11 protein-coding genes and 2 pseudogenes are annotated in these 17,323 nt (G+C 61.9%); 9 read left to right on the top strand and 4 right to left on the bottom strand.

Annotated features, from left to right (window positions below):
* The first annotated feature begins 11 nt into the window (after positions 1-11).
* The gene (locus tag CXQ88_RS01165) at positions 12-1,481 is read left to right on the top strand and encodes a sensor histidine kinase (RefSeq protein ID WP_104042338.1); all 1,470 of its coding nucleotides are present in this window, start codon (positions 12-14) and stop codon (positions 1,479-1,481) included.
* 92 nt (positions 1,482-1,573) lie between these two features.
* On the opposite strand, the gene CXQ88_RS01160 is transcribed toward CXQ88_RS01165, so the two are convergent.
* Positions 1,574-1,822 carry a WhiB family transcriptional regulator gene (locus CXQ88_RS01160; RefSeq protein ID WP_015937605.1) on the bottom strand — a complete coding sequence of 83 codons (249 nt, stop codon included), beginning with the start codon at positions 1,820-1,822 and terminating at the stop codon, positions 1,574-1,576.
* Between the two features lie 231 nt (positions 1,823-2,053).
* Here CXQ88_RS01160 and CXQ88_RS01155 point away from each other — a divergent pair, with 231 nt between their 5' ends.
* On the top strand, positions 2,054-2,545 hold the full coding sequence (locus tag CXQ88_RS01155) for a hypothetical protein (RefSeq protein ID WP_104042337.1): 492 nt from the start codon (positions 2,054-2,056) through the stop codon (positions 2,543-2,545).
* A gap of 99 nt (positions 2,546-2,644) precedes the next feature.
* Here the strand turns inward: CXQ88_RS01155 and CXQ88_RS01150 are convergent, their stop codons facing one another.
* Positions 2,645-6,727 carry an FtsK/SpoIIIE domain-containing protein gene (locus CXQ88_RS01150; RefSeq protein ID WP_104042336.1) on the bottom strand — a complete coding sequence of 1,361 codons (4,083 nt, stop codon included), beginning with the start codon at positions 6,725-6,727 and terminating at the stop codon, positions 2,645-2,647.
* A 436-nt stretch (positions 6,728-7,163) separates the two neighbouring features.
* Here CXQ88_RS01150 and glf point away from each other — a divergent pair, with 436 nt between their 5' ends.
* From glf to CXQ88_RS01120, 5 genes are all read left to right on the top strand, one after another.
* Complete coding sequence (gene glf, locus CXQ88_RS01140; protein WP_104042707.1) at positions 7,164-8,351, top strand: UDP-galactopyranose mutase; 1,188 nt, start codon at positions 7,164-7,166, stop codon at positions 8,349-8,351.
* The gene (locus CXQ88_RS01135) at positions 8,348-10,339 is read left to right on the top strand and encodes a glycosyltransferase (protein ID WP_104042335.1); all 1,992 of its coding nucleotides are present in this window, start codon (positions 8,348-8,350) and stop codon (positions 10,337-10,339) included. The genes glf and CXQ88_RS01135 overlap by 4 nt, the downstream gene beginning before the upstream one ends.
* Complete coding sequence (locus CXQ88_RS01130) at positions 10,340-11,209, top strand: ABC transporter permease (protein ID WP_104042334.1); 870 nt, start codon at positions 10,340-10,342, stop codon at positions 11,207-11,209.
* Between the two features lies 1 nt (position 11,210).
* Positions 11,211-11,960, top strand: coding sequence for an ABC transporter ATP-binding protein (locus CXQ88_RS01125; RefSeq protein WP_104042333.1), 750 nt, complete (start codon positions 11,211-11,213; stop codon positions 11,958-11,960).
* A gap of 246 nt (positions 11,961-12,206) precedes the next feature.
* Positions 12,207-13,109, top strand: a complete 903-nt coding sequence (locus CXQ88_RS01120; RefSeq protein ID WP_181037375.1) for an ABC transporter substrate-binding protein — start codon at positions 12,207-12,209, stop codon at positions 13,107-13,109.
* Positions 13,110-13,134: 25 nt separating this feature from the next.
* On the opposite strand, the pseudogene CXQ88_RS22220 reads toward CXQ88_RS01120, so the two are convergent.
* Positions 13,135-13,538 (bottom strand): annotated as a pseudogene (locus CXQ88_RS22220) (ISL3 family transposase); the annotation flags it as partial.
* Between CXQ88_RS22220 and CXQ88_RS01110 the strand changes: the two are divergent.
* A pseudogene (locus CXQ88_RS01110) lies at positions 13,532-14,030 on the top strand (dihydrofolate reductase family protein); the annotation flags it as partial. The pseudogenes CXQ88_RS22220 and CXQ88_RS01110 sit on opposite strands and share 7 nt — an antisense overlap.
* Positions 14,031-14,350: 320 nt before the next feature.
* On the opposite strand, the gene CXQ88_RS01105 reads toward CXQ88_RS01110, so the two are convergent.
* Positions 14,351-16,390 carry a DUF6541 family protein gene (locus tag CXQ88_RS01105; RefSeq protein WP_104042331.1) on the bottom strand — a complete coding sequence of 680 codons (2,040 nt, stop codon included), beginning with the start codon at positions 16,388-16,390 and terminating at the stop codon, positions 14,351-14,353.
* A gap of 156 nt (positions 16,391-16,546) precedes the next feature.
* On the opposite strand from CXQ88_RS01105, the gene CXQ88_RS01100 reads away from it, so the two are divergent.
* A complete protein-coding gene (locus CXQ88_RS01100) occupies positions 16,547-17,320 on the top strand; it encodes a glycosyltransferase family 2 protein (RefSeq protein WP_258061640.1) in 774 nt (257 codons plus the stop codon).
* Positions 17,321-17,323: the final 3 nt, after the last annotated feature.

Here is a 17,323-nt window from a genome sequence, read left to right as displayed (position 1 = left end):
ATGGAGGTGCAGTGGCAATCTTTACCGACCCCATCAGGGAACATGCTGATTTCGGGCCGGGGGATGCCGAATGGCTGCACCTCCTGGTGGGGGACTGGCAGATGGTCGCAGACCTGGCGTTCGCCGACCTGGCGCTCTGGTTCCCCCACCCGGACCACGGGTATGTGGCGCTGGCGCACGTCCGGCCCTCCACCACCCACACCGTGTTCCACGGCGACTTCGTGGGGGATCCCATCCGCTCGGATCTCCAGCCCCTGGTGGACAAGGCCTGGAACAGCCGCTCCATCGAGCGCTCCAGTGAAACCAACTGGAGCAGCGACATGGCGCTGCGGGTGGAGGCCGTTCCCATGGTCCGGAACGGCCGCACCCTGGCCGTAGTCACCACCCACATGGACCTGTCGAGTTCGCGCATGCCGTCCCGACTGGAGCTGACGTACAGGCAGTGCGCGTACGACCTTCTGCGGATGGGCACCCTGGGGTTGTGGCCGGACTTCGCGTCCCCCACGGGTTCCCGCCGCGGCGCCCCCCGCGTGGGTGACGGGCTGATCCGGCTCGACGCCGAGGGCATCGTTCAGTACGCAAGCCCCAACGGTGTCTCGGCTTTCCGCCGCCTCGGTGACGGGGAATCGCTGGAGGGGCGCTCGCTGGCCGAGGTCACAGCTAGCCTGCTGAAGGACCGCCGCATGGTGGACGAAACGCTGCCCCTCGTGGTTACCGGCCGGATGCCGTGGCGCAGCGAAATTGAATCCCGGGGCGTGAGCCTGTCCCTGCGTGCGATTCCCCTGCGTGATGAGCAGCAGCGCTTCGGCGCGCTGGTTCTTTGCCGCGATGTGTCCGAACTGCGGCGGCGCGAGATGGAGCTGGTGACCAAGGACGCGACCATCCGCGAGATCCACCACCGGGTCAAAAACAACCTGCAGACCGTTGCCGCGCTGTTGCGGATGCAGTCCCGCCGGATGGTCAGTGACGAGGCGAAGCAGGGCCTGGAGCAGGCGATGCGCCGGGTGGCCACCATCGCGCTGGTTCACGAAACCTTGTCCCAGGGCCTGACGCAGAGCGTCGACTTCGATGAGCTGATCGGGCGGCAGTTCCGCCTCTCAGCGGAAGTTGCCTCACCGTCGCAGCAGGTCAGGACCGAGCGTTCCGGCATATTTGGTGAATTGCCCAGTGACTTCGCCACTCCGTTGGCGCTGGTCATCAATGAACTGGTGACCAATGCCGTGGAGCATGGCCTTGAGGGCCGTACCGGAACTGTATGGCTTCTCGCTGACCGTTCGGAAGGGGATGAGGGCGAGGAGGAGCTGACAGTCACTATCGCCGACGACGGTGTGGGTCTGCCCGAGACACCCCATGTTGAGGGTCTCGGCCTGCAGATCGTCCGCACCCTGGTGACAAGTGAGCTCGGCGGCACTATCCAGTGGCAGCCGCGTGAGGGCGGCGGTACTGCTGTTCAGATTCGTCTTAGCCTCGAAGCAAAGTAGCTGCGGACAGCAAAAGGCCCTGGTGGCAACCTTGCGGTTGCTGCCAGGGCCTTTTTGTAAACGCTGTTAGCTTGCGCGGATATGCCTGAGAATCAGGACGCGCGGCGGGCGCGTGCTGCCCGGCGCTTCAGGGCGCGGCGCTCGTCCTCGCTCATGCCGCCCCAGACGCCGGCATCCTGGCCCGACTCGAGGGCCCACTGCAAGCATGTGTCCACTACCGGGCACCGGCGGCAGACGCTTTTCGCTTCCTCAATCTGCAGGAGCGCGGGACCTGTGTTTCCTACGGGGAAGAACAGTTCCGGGTCCTTTTCGAGGCACGCTGCGCGATTACGCCAATCCATGCTGATCAGTTGCTCCAATTCTGGGAAAAGCTCTTTGTGAAATTATTCACTAGTAGCTGCAAAGGAAAGGGGCCCGGCAGGGCCCCGTTGGTCATCTGAATCAACCCTGTCATGTTAACGCTGTGTAAACAAGGGGTAATAAGGCTTGAAATCCCGGGAACGCTGAGCGATACATCACAGTGGCGGTATTGGCCCTCACCACTGTCCGACTATGTCCGGTAGGGTGCCAGTGTGTCAAGACCCCCTGTATACCCCACAGACCCGCCGAGCGACCCAGAAGGCCTGGGCCAAGACCCCGGGCAGCCGGTGCCGGACCTGCAGCCGGGCGCCCGGCCGGCAGCTGTCCTCGTGGTGGCGCTGATTGTGGCGGCGGAGGCGACAGCGCTGTTGGCAGCTGCTGCCTGGTACGGCTACCAACTGGCAGCGGGCAGCCCGGTTCTCTCCTTTTGGGGTGCCGTGTTCACCCTTGGGCTGCTGCTGGCTTTCTCGGCCTGGCTGTACTCCGTGGCGTTGTTCCTTTACCGGGGATACCGCTGGACCAGGGCGGCAGCGCTGGTGGCGCAGTTGTTCGTTCTGACCATCGGATTTCCCACACTGAGTGCCGGTCTTCCTTTGGCTGGGATGGCGATGCTGGTCCCGGCCGTCACCGCCATCGTGCTGCTGTTCCAGAACAAGGTCATCAGTTTCGCCTCCCGTACCGGGAGCGCGACGCCGGCCCTGTGACCACGTAAGCCGGCCCTCTAACCGTGTAGCCGGGGTACCCGTTGTGTGTTTGGCAGCTGCTCCTCAGTTCTTTGAGCGGTGCTCTCCTTCCGTTGCGCATCATGCTCCCTCCCCGGGAGCAGCCCAGCCCACCTGGATGCTTCGGGAGATGCCCTGGCAGATGAGAATGCCCCTGCCTGGCGGTGCATTGGCCTCCACCTCGAACCGAACACCGAATAGGTCACCGTCCGATAGGGAACGTGGTGCGAGCAGGAGACCGGTGCCGGCCGAGCGGGAGCTCATGACCAGCGGCACCCGTTGTATGAGCAAGGAGCTGTAGGTCGCGGTGAGGATCACTGGGTAGCCCAAGGCGTTGAGGTCCGTCAGATTCCGGATGGTTTCGGCGGAGAGAAGATCGGCGTCATCGGCCAACGCCACGGTACCCTCCGGCGTTTCACCTGCTGCTGCGGTGGCAAGTTCCCGCTTCCAGAAATCGTAGGGGTCGGTTCCTTCTTCGGGAGAGAGCCAAGGGCCGGCGTCGGGATTCATCAGGGGCAGTGCGCGAAGGAGGTTAGTTTTTCCTGATCCGGGTCCACCCAAAACGGTGAGTACTCCTGCCCCCTGCAACCTGCAGGACGCTGGCTTGAGTTCGTCGCCGCCCACCCCCACGAGGATGTCCTGCCGCGTGGTGCTACCTCGCGCTATGGGTTGGCCGCGGTCAACCAGGGGCTGTGCCATGGCGGCGGACCGTGCCGTTGGCCGCATCTTCGCGGCCGGCACCAACGCCGGCAGTTGTTCAACCCTGAACGGGCGTTTGGTGGGTTGGCTGCCCACGCTATCCGCACTCTCCAGGATTTCTTGGCTGCCCAGACGGGCCGTTGGTCCTGAATGCCAGGAGTGGTGGAGGCTGACGCAGTACAGCTGGCAGACAGCCGGCATCCCACGGGAGACGGGACCGAATGCCACGGCACGCCCTTTGATCTCGGCCGTCGCAGGCATTCGTGGCCACGCTATCCGGCTGTCCGTATTGGAACCTGTGGGGAAGTAGAGCCGGTTGGGTAATGCCGAAAACGCCCTCGAGCTGACGAGCTCACGATCGCCGGCGATCATCACGATGATCCCAGCCGCCCCGCCGTCGCGGGCAAGGTCCTGGACAAGGTCTTCAGCCCAGGCCAAAGGCCCGGCGCGGAACGCCGAAATCCACGAGCCCCACCCGGAGATGACAAGGACCAAGGGCACGCCGTCCCGCTTGCCGGTTTGGCTCAGCCGGCGTGCCAACTCCTTCTTTAGGCGCTCGAGCACGCGGACGGCCCGCCGCAGCTCGTGCAGGCCCGCATGCGCCCCGATATTGGGGTGTGTGGCCAAATTCAGGAAGGTACCGCCTGCATCCAGGATGTAGCCGTGTGCTTCGGACGGGCTGAGAAGCAGCTGCATAACAGCCAGTTCCAGGGCCTCCGTGGCACCGGAAGACGGAGCACCGATGAGGGCAAGGTGGCTGTCTTCGGCTGGTTTCCACTCAAGTGGCACCACTCTTTGCTTTTCCGGCAGGTCCAGCAGGCCGAGTCTAATCGACCATGCCGCACTCCTGTGGAGCGTTGGAGATGACGGTGTTTCCTCTTGTGGCGCGGCCAGGTTCGAAGGGAGGGGAGGAGCGACTGGCCGCCTGGGCGCCGCTCCCTTCCGCTCACGCCACAGGTCCCGCACCATCGCCACCAGTGGGCGTGCAGCCTGGGCTGGCGTCTGCCCGGTGGGACGACGAATATCAGCCCCGCCGAACCCAGTGAAGGCAAGACAGTCCGCGGCAAGTTGTACCTTGACTGCGTCGGCCGGGCTGGACCCAGCCTGCGCTGGTCCTATGGATGCCGTCTGAAATTCCAGGGGAGCCTCCGTGCCACGCGCCAGGAAGGCCCGGCCCGGTGCTTCGACGCTAATACCGGCGGCAACCTTCGAATTGATAATGTCCGAGGACTCCATCTCCGATTGCACCCGAAGCGCAATGCTGGAGGTGACATTGGCCCGAATGTCTGCGGTCAGCGCCCCTTGTGGCCGTTGGGTGGCCATGACCAGGTGGATTCCGAGTGAGCGGCCGATGGCCGCGAGCCGCATAAGTTCCCGAAGCGCCTCCGGGGCATCATCCACGAGCATGCGGAACTCATCAATGACAATGACCAGATGGGGGAGTGGGAAATCCTGTGAAGCGCGGGTGTGCCGGTATGCCGTGAGATCCGGCACCCGTGCGGAGGCCAGCGCTTCCTCGCGCAGCCGGACTTCTGCACGCAGAGAAGTAAGAGCGCGTTCAATCTCGTAGGCGGACAGGTCCGTCAGGAGCCCGACGCAGTGGACGAGTTCCGCGAGGGGACCGAGCCCGGATCCGCCCTTGAAATCAACAAAAAGGAAGTTCACCCGCTCGGGTGGGTGGCAGAGGGCCAAAGCCAGGGTGAGGCTGCGGAGCAGTTCCGACTTGCCGGAGCCGGTGGTACCTGCAACCAGTAGGTGGGGTCCGTCGGACTGAAGGTCCATGGTGCGCGTTCCCGTGGCGCCCATCCCCAAAGGAATGTTCAGACGGTGGTCCCGGGCGCTCGCATTCCAGCGGGCAGCAGTTTGGTGGGGAGCGAGCGGCAGCACGTCCTGGAGAGAGCACACAGCGGGGACAGCAGGATCGTCGTTATCCCGCCGCTCGGCATGCACGGCCAAGTGCCTGCAGAAACTGAGAAAGACGTCCTCTGGTGCCAGGTCCGGGACAAAGGCAACGTCGCGGGCCGGAAGCCGCAGGAGGGATTTCCGCTCGGCAAGTTCTACAACACAGGTGCCGCCATTTACCTCCGCCGCTGGAAACTCAAGGACCTGCCAACCGAGGGCCGCCGCAGTTACGCAAACAGCGCCGTCGTCGTCTCCTGCATCGGAAGTTGGCAGCAGCAGGAGTACGCCGCGTTGATAGCTCCGCCCGAAGCCCTCGTTAAGGATGCGGAGAAGATCAGATGCAGAAGCGGTGAGAATGACGCCGGGCAGATATCGGGCGCCCAGGGGAAGGCGGGCTGCTTCGCCATGAATGACAACTCGTGTGCCGTGGCCTCTGGGGTAGCCCGCAAGTTGCATCACGAAGGAACGGACGATGCCGTCCGCCACTGCACTTGGTCCGCGGAGGGTTGTCCTGGGCATCCCTGGGTCCAGGAACACGGGAACCGCGCCTACGCTGGGAATGCCCACCGATGATACGGCTGGCTCAACTCTCACGTTTGCTGGCTGCGGAGCTTCGCCGACGCGCAGCCAAACCCCTTCCTCGCCAGAGGAAACTGAGGTAGGGCCCTGTCTTTGACTGACGGCCAGCGCCAGGATGGCGAGGGAGGGGCCGGACCGGCGTCGCCGTTCCCGGTCTTCTGCCACGGCGGCTGCGACGGCTCGTGTGAGGTCGCGGCGCTGCCGGCGCCCTGAGGCGAGGGGCACAAGGACAGAAACTGCCGAGGTTGCAGCAAAGGCGAGGAACATCCACATGCCGTTGAGCACGGCGAGTCCTATCCCAATCAGCAAAGGAAGAACGGCGGTCAGCAGGAGCACCGCCTTGTTGCCTGTATCCATTCGGCCAGGGAGAGTGAGAGGCAGCTGGGTGGAGGTCCCGGCGTCGGCAAGTGCTTTGTCCGTCAGGTCCACAAAAACCAGCGACATGGTTGTGTTGCCGCAGGTGATGCTCGATTTCGTGGAGATGACGGCGTTCCGGACCCGTTCGCCGTCGACGTGGATGCCGTTGGCGCTGTCCAGGTCAATGATCATGATGTCTGTCTCTGTGACGACGAGGCGGGCGTGCTCACGGGACAGCTCGGGGTCGGGGATCACAATGCGGGTACCGCTCCGGCCGATGGTGTAGGAACCGCGCCGCAGCGGGACAACGGTGCCAGCTCCGATGCCGGTGTGGACGGCCAGAGCAAGCTGGGCGTCCTCGGCCGGCGCCCGTGGTCGGAACTTCCGGGCATTTCGCTCGTAAACCCCGTCCACCAGAACCGCGCCGTTAACCAATGGGGCCTCACCCACGGTCATTGAGTGGATGTCTTTGCCGTGAATAGTGATCGGCCCGGTCCCGAACTCCTGAATCAGCTGGGCATGGACAACTGCGCCGGCGGTCCCTTCGGGTGCGTTGATGGTGAGTTCACTTGGTGATTCCTGCATCCCGGAACCGGTGCTGCGGACCAGCGTGCAATGAAACTTCATCGGTACAAATCCTCACGGCCTTTTAGCCCACGCTAGCCAGCGGTGCGCGGCCTCGGTTGAAAGAGTCTCCGTATGTGGACAACGCCGGGCGCTGCTCGGTTGAGATCGCTACTAATTGGCCTGCAGTGGCGGTCTTGAGTACAAAGGGAGCCCGTGTGTGAGCATTGTTGCAGCCAGCGCTGATGTTTCTGACGAATCTGTAATCGGCGCTGGGTTGGTAACGCGGGTCACCCGCTGAAGCAGGAAAGCGCGGAGTGGGTGTGCCCGAAGTCAAGGCGCATACGTTGAGATCGACGGCGTCCTGTCTGAGTCCCAAGCCTGATCCTGGCCGGGTTGGGGCGGCGCTTGATTCGACGGCGCCTGCGGTGCCTCGGGTAGGCTGGAGCAGCAGACAATGCGCACCATTGCGCTGCCCGCATTCAAACCAGGAGATTTTGTGACCGCTGACCTCGTCATTGTAGGATCCGGCTTTTTTGGCCTGACGATCGCAGAACAGGCCGCTACTGAGCTCGGCTTGAAGGTTGTCGTTATCGACCGCCGCCACCACATCGGCGGCAATGCCTACAGCGAAAAAGAAGAGCAAACGGGTATCGAGGTGCACCGCTATGGTGCCCACCTGTTCCACACGTCCAACGAGCGCGTGTGGGAGTACGTCAACCGGTTCACCACCTTCACGAACTATGTCCACAAGGTTTACGGCGTGCACAAGGGCGAGGTCTACTCCCTGCCGATTAACCTGGCCACGATTAACCAGTTCTTCCGCGCTAACCTGACCCCTGGCCAGGCGAGGGACCTCATCCAGGAGCAGGCCGGCGAGCTTGCCGGAACTGATCCGCAGAACCTTAATGACAAGGGCATCCAGCTGATCGGCCGGCCCCTGTATGAGGCGTTTATCAAGCACTACACCGGCAAACAGTGGCAGACGGACCCCAAAGACCTGCCGGCGGGGATCATTTCGCGGTTGCCTGTTCGTTACAACTACGACAACCGGTACTTCAACGACAAGTACGAGGGTCTGCCCACAAACGGTTACACAGCGTGGATTGAGAAGATGGCTGAGCACCCGAACATTGAGGTCCGGCTGAACACCGACTTCTTTGACGAGTCGCACGAGTACAGCAAGAACAAAGTTGTCGGCAACATCCCGGTGATCTACACGGGCCCGGTCGACCGTTACTTTGACTACGCAGAAGGTGACCTGTCTTGGCGCACCATCGACTTCGAGGAAGAGGTTCTTGAGGTCGGGGACTTCCAGGGAACATCGGTAGTGAACTACAACGACGACGACGTGGCGTACACGCGCGTCATCGAACCCCGCCACTTCCACCCTGAGCGTGATTACCAGACAGAGAAGACGGTCATCATGCGCGAGTTCTCGCGCTTCGCCGAGAAAAACGATGAGCCGTACTACCCAATTAACACCTCAGCGGACCGCGACCGGTTGCTCAAATACCGCGACCTGGCAGCAGCGGAGAAGGCCGTCCTGTTCGGCGGCCGGCTGGGAACCTACAAATACCTCGACATGCACATGGCCATCGGGTCCGCGCTGAACATGTTCGACAACAAGATCCGGCCGCACTTTGAGAGCGGCGTACAGCTGGAAAGCGGAGGCGTGGACGCATGACTACCACTGAAGAGTCGTCTTCATGGAGCGTTCTTCAGCGAGTGATCCTCCCGTCCGCCGACCAGACGGACACCATCCCGCTATACGTGGATGCTGGTCCGGCGAGCGGTATCCGTTTGCGGGAGAATGACGAACTGGCGCGCTCGCCGAAGCTGCCTGAAGACAAACTGCAGATGTTTAGCTCCGGCGTAAGCCAGGCGCACTTCGAGGACTTACTGTCACGCGAATCCATGCGGATTCGAGCCGGCGAGCAGATTTCTTTCGGCACTTACTTCAATGCATTTCCCGCGAGTTATTGGCGGCGCTGGACGTCCGTCCGTGATATCCGGCTCGTCGTCAGGACAAGGGGTGCCGGAACCGTCACGGTCTACAAGTCAAACGCCCGCGGCTCCGTTCAGCGGGTGGACGGCCGCCACGTCGAAGCGGATACCACCTCGGTTTTCGAGCTACCGCTCAAACCATTTGGTGACGGCGGCTGGTACTGGTTTGATCTCGCTGCCACCGCTGAAGGACTGGTGCTGGAAAGCGGACAGTGGGAGACAGCGGAGGCCGCCCGTGAAAACGGGCAGGTGACGCTGGAAATCACGACGATGAACAAGCCCGAGTTCTGCCTCAACAACGCCCGGATCCTTGCGGAGAACATGGACGTCCTCACCAACGTCAAGGAAATCCTGATCGTTGACCAGGGCACGGAGAAGGTGGAGGACCTGCAGGGTTTCGCTGAAGTAAAAGCGTCCCTCGGGGGCAAGTTGCGGGTGATTAACCAGGCAAACCTGGGCGGGTCCGGCGGCTTTGCCCGCGGCATGTACGAGGCCGTGGAGAACGGCAGCGACTACGTACTGCTGCTTGACGACGACATTGTTGTGGAGCCCGAAAGCATTGTCCGGCTTCTCACGTTCGCAGACCGTTGCCGCAGACCGACTATCGTCGGCGGACACATGTTTGACCTGTACAGCCGCAGCGTCCTGCACACTTTCGGTGAGGTCGTCGATCCTTACCGGATCGTGCCGGCCCAGCCACACGCCGACATGGAGCTTCGTCACGACTTCAGCGTCGCCAACCTCCGCCAGACTGCCTGGCTGCACCGACGGGTGGACGTCGACTACAACGGCTGGTGGATGTGCCTCATTCCGACGAAGGTGATCGAGGAAATCGGGCTCTCCCTCCCGCTGTTCATCAAGTGGGACGACGCCGAATACGGACTCCGTGCCCGGGAGGCCGGCTTCGCGACAGTATCGATGCCGGGCGCAGCGGTTTGGCACGTCTCGTGGGCCGACAAAGACGACATGGTCGGATGGCAGTCATACTTCCATGGCCGCAACAGGCTGATCACGACCCTCATCCACAGCCCTTACCCCAAAGGTGGGCGCGTGTTGCGGGAATCTGTCCAGGCCGATGTCAAGCACCTCGTATCAATGCAGTACTTCACCGAGCACGGCCGGATTGAAGCGCTCAAGGACATCTTCAAGGGACCCGATGACCTCCACCGAGTCCTGGCCACCAGACTTCCTGAGATCAATGCGCTGAAGTCCGAATACCCGGACGCCCAGTTGAAGGACGACGTTGACGACTTCCCGGCGCCAAAGCTGGGCCGCGGCCCCATGGGGGGTGCCCCGATTGGCATGCCGCGCAAGAAGGACCTTGTTCCCTGGGGTATCAAGACCGTGTCGAGGCAGTTGGTTCAGACCCCCGCGCCGGAGAGCTCCGAACGTCCGCAGGGCTTCCTGGCACATCGCGACAACCGTTGGTTCCGGCTTGCACACTACGACAGCGTCATTGTGTCCAACGCCGAGGGCACCGGGGCCTCCTGGTACCGGCGTGATCCCAAAAAGCTTAAGTCGATGCTGGCCGAGGCCACCCGCCTGCACCTTCGGCTCTACCGTGAGTGGGACAAGCTGGCTGAGCAGTACCGCAGTGCCGTTCCGGAGATTACCTCGATGGCGGCCTGGAAGAAGACGTTCGACGCCGACTCCCGGGACGGCCGCTAGATGGGCAGCCAGATTGACGAGCTGGTTAAACCCGGAACAGGCCGGGGTCTCCTCGATATCTACGGCGACCGTTTCCTGCTGAAGCTGCTGGTACGCAAGGAAATCAAAATCCGCTACCGCGGATCGGTGCTCGGGCTGATGTGGTCCTATGTGAAACCGCTGATGCAGTTTCTTATCTACTTCATCGCGTTGGGCGTCTTCCTGAACCTTGAGCAAGGGACACCGAACTACGCCATTTACCTCTTTTCGGGCATCGTATTGGTCAACTTCTTCACGGAATCCCTGTCCAATGCCACCCGTTCCATCGTGGACAACCGGGATCTCATCCGGAAGATCTACCTGCCGCGGGAATTGTTTCCGGCGGCGACCGTCTGGGTCTCGGCCGCTCACTTCCTGCCGCAACTGCTGGTGCTGGTCGGGGCGTGCCTGGTTGTGGGCTGGACGCCGTCCGTCCTGCAACTGGCCGCGGCCGTCCTGATCTTCTTCATGATGGCAGTGCTGGCTACCGGTCTGGGCCTGATGTTTGGCGCCGTCAACGTCTACTTCCGCGACTCCGAGAACATTGTGGACATGATCGTTATGGTGGTCACCTGGGCCTCGCCTGTTCTTTACGTTTGGACCATGGTGGAGCGCGTCATGGGACCCTGGTACTGGGTCTACCAGCTGAACCCGATCACCACCGCAGTCGAGGTCTTCCACTGGACTTTCTGGGAGCCGACGCTGAAGGCGGACCAAGTGGTCAGCGACACCATGCCTCCCGACCTGCTGGGATTCTGGCTCCCTTTGTCCCTGCTCATCTCTCTTGCCATCCTGTTCCTTGGTCAGTTGATGTTCCGCCGCCTTTCCGTACACTTCGCCCAGGAGCTCTGACATGACCTCGCATGGCCACGTAGCCATTAGCTGTACCGGCCTCCGGAAGCAGTTCGTCCTGCGGCACACCCGCTCCCTCAAGGAAGCTCTCGTGTGGTTGGTCAAGGGCCGCAAGGGCGATCTCTCCAAGAGGTTCCTTGCACTCAAGGACGTCTCGCTCGAAGTCAAACAGGGAGAGACTGTGGCTCTCATGGGACTCAACGGATCCGGCAAGTCGACTCTGTTGAAGCTGATCTCGGGCGTGCTGCAGCCGGACGGCGGAACAGTGCGCACGCGTGGCCGGGTAGCAGGGCTGATCGAGGTTGGGGCCGGTTTCCACCATGACCTCAGTGGACGGGACAACGTTTATCTGAACGGCGCCATCCTGGGCATGTCGGAGAAGCATATCGATGACATGTTTGACTCCATCGTGGAGTTCTCTGAGATCGGTGAGTTCATCGACACCGAAGTCAAGTTCTATTCCTCGGGCATGTACCTCCGGCTGGCGTTCTCCATCGCGGTCCATACAGACCCCGAGGTCTTCCTTATTGACGAAATTCTCGCCGTCGGCGACGAACCCTTCCAGCGCAAGTGCATTGCGAAGATCAAGGAGCTGTCGGATAAAGGCAAGACGCTTTTTGTCGTAAGCCATGACCTGGACCTCGTTTCCACAGTATGTGAGCGCGGTGTCCTGTTGGAACACGGCGAAGTGCTGATGGACGGACCCGTCCGGGACGTGGTGGCGCAGCTCAGGCGACGATCTGCAGCCTGAGCACGGCTAATGCACGCCTCTGTCCGCCCATAATGGATTCGCCTGCACACGATGCGGGCAAGGAGCTTAGAACGAATGTCGAGGATTGACAAGATGCCCAGGATCAGGGTCGGTAGAGAAAAAAGTAATCACATCTTTGGGCGCCGAAGCTTTCTGATGGCAGCTAGCGCTTTGCCCCTTATGCTTGCTGGCTGCTCCGGGGAGCCGGGCTCCAAGGGGGTGGAACCGGATGCTAGCGCTTTCCCCGTGACGCTGACACACGCGTTCGGTTCCACCACGATTGAGGCCTTGCCTGATCGCGTTGTTGTCCTCGCCGCCATGGAAGCGGATATCTGTGCGGGGCTCGAACTGGTTCCGGTTGCCATGCCAAGGATCGCCGATACACCGTGGTTCCGGCGGGCGATCAATGGGTTCCAGGAAGTAAGGCCCATCCATCTTGATGACAGCCAGGGTGTGCCGATCGAGGACATAGCGGAACTGAAACCGGACCTGATTCTCGCGATGAGTACCGAATTGTCGGCGGAGTCCTTCAAGCAACTGTCGGCCATCGCCCCGGTTATCGCAGCGCAAAAAAATGATGTGGCAGATGGATGGCGCGAGTTGGCGGCTATCACTGGCCGTGCACTGGGGCGAGAGAAAGGGGTGGCCGCGCTCATAGAGGTGGCGGACGCGTTGGTCACAAACGCAGTTCGAGACTATAACGGGTTAGATGGCGCCACGGCCCTGTACGTCGAGGCCTCCACGGTGCAAGGCGCCGATGTTGTGGTTCATGCGGCAGAGTCGATACCCATGCAGGTGATGCGGGAATTCGGGCTCGCCGACGCGCCTTCGCTTCGCTCCTTGTCTTCAGGACAAAGCTCCGACGACGGACGGCTCGTCTCCTTTATCCTGCCACACGAGCGTGCCGCTGAACTGTCAGCGGACGTCTTGATCGTGGCAGTAAGTGGCAACGAGTTGTCAGAGTATCGCGAGCGGGGAGAGTTACCTTCACTACCGCGTTTTGGCGCCAGCCCAGTTCACTTCATCGCTGAAGCCGACGCGATCGCCATGCAGACGGGTTCACCATTGGCATTGGAGTGGATCGGGCGCAACCTCGTCCCGGAGTTCGCCAAACTGGCATATCTGTCCAGCCGAAAGAACACGACCTGACCGTCACGGAAAGCGTGCCCCAATAAGGTGTAAGGTCCATGATCACCGTGACGTACATGTCGCCGCGCCGGGTGTACCTCCAGAAGTGATAATTGGCGCCGAGAACCTGGATGCCGTCGAGCCGGTGCGGAGCGTCGATCAGAACCCCGCCTGCCCTCGGTTTGGACGGCGTCGTTGGCGGTGTTCCAGGCGACCCCGAATCCTTCAGCGACACGAGCGACGGTCAGGCGCTGGCGCACGATGCCTTCGAGCGCCCGCCGCAGACCACGCCGCAGACCACGCCGCGGGAGCTCGCCCGCGGCTCAGCAGCCAGGCCGGTGTCCTAGCGCCTCACTGCCCGCAGCCGGAGCGCCGATAGCGACGGATCGTGACCACCAGCGTGGTCGGCCGCCAACCCATCGGCTCGTGCGCCAGCCGCAAGACCGCTGTTCGACTGGTTGTCCAGCGGTGACGTCCCGTTGGACGGGAGCGGCGAGGTGAAGGTGTCGCAGGCGTCCTACGACTACACCCGGCCGTACTGGGACCAGATCGGGGCGACAATCGTCCGCCGCCACGTCTTCGACATGACGGACGGCTGGGACGGGAAGCCTCCGGGCGGGGTCGACCACGTGGTCGTCGTGACGCACCGGCCGAAGCCCGAGGGCTGGGACCCCGAGGCGCCGTTTCACTTCGTCGACGGCGTCGAGGCAGCCGTGGCCAAGGCCCAGGAGCTCGCGGGTGACCGCATCGTCAGTCGCCGCTGGTGGCCAGGTGCTTGCCGCGGGCCTGGTCGACGAGGTGCGCATGGACGTCGTACCCGTCGTGTTTGGGTCCGGCAAGCGCTACTTCGGGTCGTTACAAGCACAGCACCTGTTGGAGGACCCTGACGTGGTGATCCAGGGCAACCGGGTGCTTCACCTGCGCTACCAGGTGCGCCGTTGACCGATCTGAGCGGGTACGCGAAGAAGTCCACTGCGAACGGTGACACAAGATCGGGCCTCCGGCTGCGTTCGCGCATCGCTGCCCCGGGCCGACGCGCCGGCCAACATTCAGCCGGCAATTACACCCTCAACTGTGAGGAGCCAGGAAAGCTCTAGCGGTGCGAACGGGCGTCATCCGGGTAGATGCTGCGGGGCTAGGCATCGATCTGGCCCAGGTACCGCCGGGCCAGGGGCGCGGGGTGGGCCTTGAAGCGAACCGTCCGAGCTTCGACAGGTTCGGGGATTTTGGAGTCCTTTGCCAGGACAGCGGCGCTGGACTGCCTAGTCGCACGCTGTAACTCGAAAGAGGCGTGAATCGCCCACCTCCTTCACCATCTCCACTCCAGGAGCGGAATTGTCAGGCAGATCGCGGAGCCCCAGATGAGGTTCGCCCTCGGGACTGAAAATCTCGTCAGTTCCGAAATCCAGCGCCCAATAGGCGTCCATCTCCCTGATGGCCGGGCAGACCCGTTCGTTATAGGCCGCCTCGCCCCAGTGCTCCAGAAGTAGCCGTTCCTGTTCAGTACGGGTACCGAAGATGTGAGGGGCGACAACCCGGCGGCCGCTGAACGCGTAGGCCAAGGACGCGCCTGTACGAGGATTTGCCACAATCATTTCATCCTGCGGCACGATGTCGGTGATCTCGGCGAAAAGGGCAATGTTGTCTTCGCTCAATGGTCTTGACTCGTCGGTGGTCGTAAAGACGGTCGTTAGCCGTTCCTGCACGGAGGAAAGGCTCCCGCCCTGGGCCCCAACGCCAAGAGCGATGAGGACAGCGCCTGCCGCAATCACACCACTCTTGGGCCCCGTTCGTTGAAGCAGCAGGCGGGTGGGACGGGGCAAGCTGTCGGGCGTCTGGGAGAGGGCCAGTGCGAGTTTAGAGACTCTCTTCACAATCCACTCAGCACCCAGAACCACGACGGGAAGAGTGACCATAGGGAGCAGCGCAGCAAGACGATAGCTGTCTCTATACCAAACGCCGGTTAGGAAATTGCGGACGTCACCGTCGCTCCAGCTCGAAGCCACGATATAGAGAACAGCACCAATCAAGTAGATTCCCGCAATCCACCAGTAACGTGCCAGATCGGACACAATGACGCAGAAACCGGCAATAGTCAGAATCAAAAGCAACCAGGCAGTAGTCGCTCCCATCGGGGCACTGCCCAGAACCTCGCCGACAGCCCGGGCATTAGTCTGAATTGCTGTCCAACCTGCTGAAGCCAGATCGGGCCGGACTGTCACCCAGATGGCAAGAGTTGCCACAAAATACATGGCCGTAAGCAGTGACCACTTTTTAGCATGCGCCCTAGTGACCAGCCCGCTCCTGGTACCGCTCCATAGCCGTGCCAGGCTGGCCAGAACGATCGGCGATATCAAGACCAGGAGCCCCACCGCCGCGCTCGGATGGGACAGGGCAAGTCCGGGCAGCGTAGCTCCCAGCGCTAATAGTGGCGGAAGCTTCCATTCTGACGGCCGACGGGACATGCCCAACGATTCCGCTGCCAGTCCAAGCGCAACCGGCAGAATTGCTAAGGCTGCGTGGTAGGGGTAGAGGACGCCGTAGGCGACCATAAGATACGGAAATGAACTGAATCCGGCCGAGAGAACTCCGGCCGCGATGAGCGGGACAGGCCTATATCCCACTACACGGCTTATCAGGAAAATACACGCCAATGGCCAGACGATGGCACCAGTCACTATGGTTCCGACGTTTACGGCCACCATGACGGATGGCGCGCCGAGCATGAGCACCAAGGCCATTGCATCATGCATCGCCGCCGGATACAGCGTCTGCGAAGCTTCGGTCAAATTTCCTAGGGTTAGGGTAGAGCCGTTTTGGGTTTCTGCGATGTGGCGCACAGCGTTGAGATGGTAAATGTTGTCAAAGGATTCAGAAATGCTTTCCGGCGAACCGAACCCCGCGACGTAGCGGGCAGCAATAATGAGGGCAGGGAACACCGCTGCGAACGGGATCGCCCAGCGGGTTATCCGGGAGCTCCATCCGATCGATTCCATCCGCGCATTCGCTTCAAGAAACTTGCCGAGCCCGTTCCCATGGGTCCGGTGGCGGATGGAATACCGGAGCGCCAGAACGAGCACGGCCAGTAGTACAGAGAATAAGAAATACGAGACAGGGTTGAACGGAAGGCCTCCGTATGGCAGCACGATGGCGACGCTTCCAGCCACCGACGCCGAGACAGGGGCAGCCAGCGCGGCAAGATTAAGCCGCCGCACTCCAGCTGCGGCAAGGATCAGCAGGCCCGGCAGGAAGTATACCAGTAATGTTGCGGCGAACGTAGGGAGGGTTTCCCACCAAGTCATCGATCAAGCTCCTCATAAGTCACACCCAACCTTACAAGGATGGGCAACTTGCTTGGAATTCACGGGCATCGAGGGGGGAGATACGCCATGGTGTCAGGCCTGCACGTCGTTTTATGCCGTCAAGGGGACCCGCTCTCACCGCTATACTTGCCAATCATGCGTAACTCACAGCGATCTGGCGTGCTCATTGTCATGCCGGCGTGGAACGAAGCGGAAGCGATCGGGAACACCATCCGCCACGTGTTATCCACAGTTCCTCAGCATGACGTTCTGGTCGTCGACGACGGCTCCAAGGACGACACGCCGCGGATCGCCCAGGAAGCCGGGGCCACGGTACTTCGTTTGCCGTTTAACCTCGGCGTCGGCGGGGCCATGCGGGCGGGGTTCAAGTACGCTCTCCGCAACAGGTACCGGGCCGTTATTCAGGTAGATGCTGATGGGCAGCACGATCCGCACGATATCGATCGCGTGCTGGCGGGGCTCGAACATGCGGACATCTCAATCGGCGCAAGGTTCGCGGGCCGAGGCAACTATGGTGCTAAGGGTCCCCGCCGTTGGGCCATGTTTTTTCTAGCCAAGGTCATCTCCGGCATTGCCGGAACGAGTCTCACAGACGTGACGTCTGGTTTCCGCGCCGGGAACGAGACTGCGATCCGGCAATATATATCGCACTTTCCGGCTGAGTACCTGGGCGACACCATCGACTCCCTTGTTGTGGCAATCAAGTCCGGCTGCACGGTAACCCAGGTGCCTGTGGAGATGAAGGCCCGCCAGGCGGGCACTCCCAGCCAGGGTCCGGTCAAGGCGTCCATTTACTTAGCCAGGTCCGGGCTTGTTCTGTGTTTCGCGCTGGCGCGCCGCAGAACACCCCGCGTGACCGAATTACATGCGCCGCTGTCCGGCGACATCGCCGGAGAGGGAAGTGCATAAGGA

The sequence above is a fragment of the Arthrobacter sp. ZGTC412 genome (assembly GCF_002929215.1).
Lineage (GTDB): Bacteria > Actinomycetota > Actinomycetes > Actinomycetales > Micrococcaceae > Arthrobacter.
The sequence above is the reverse complement of the archived record's forward strand: the minus strand, read 5'-3'. Positions and strand labels throughout refer to the sequence as shown.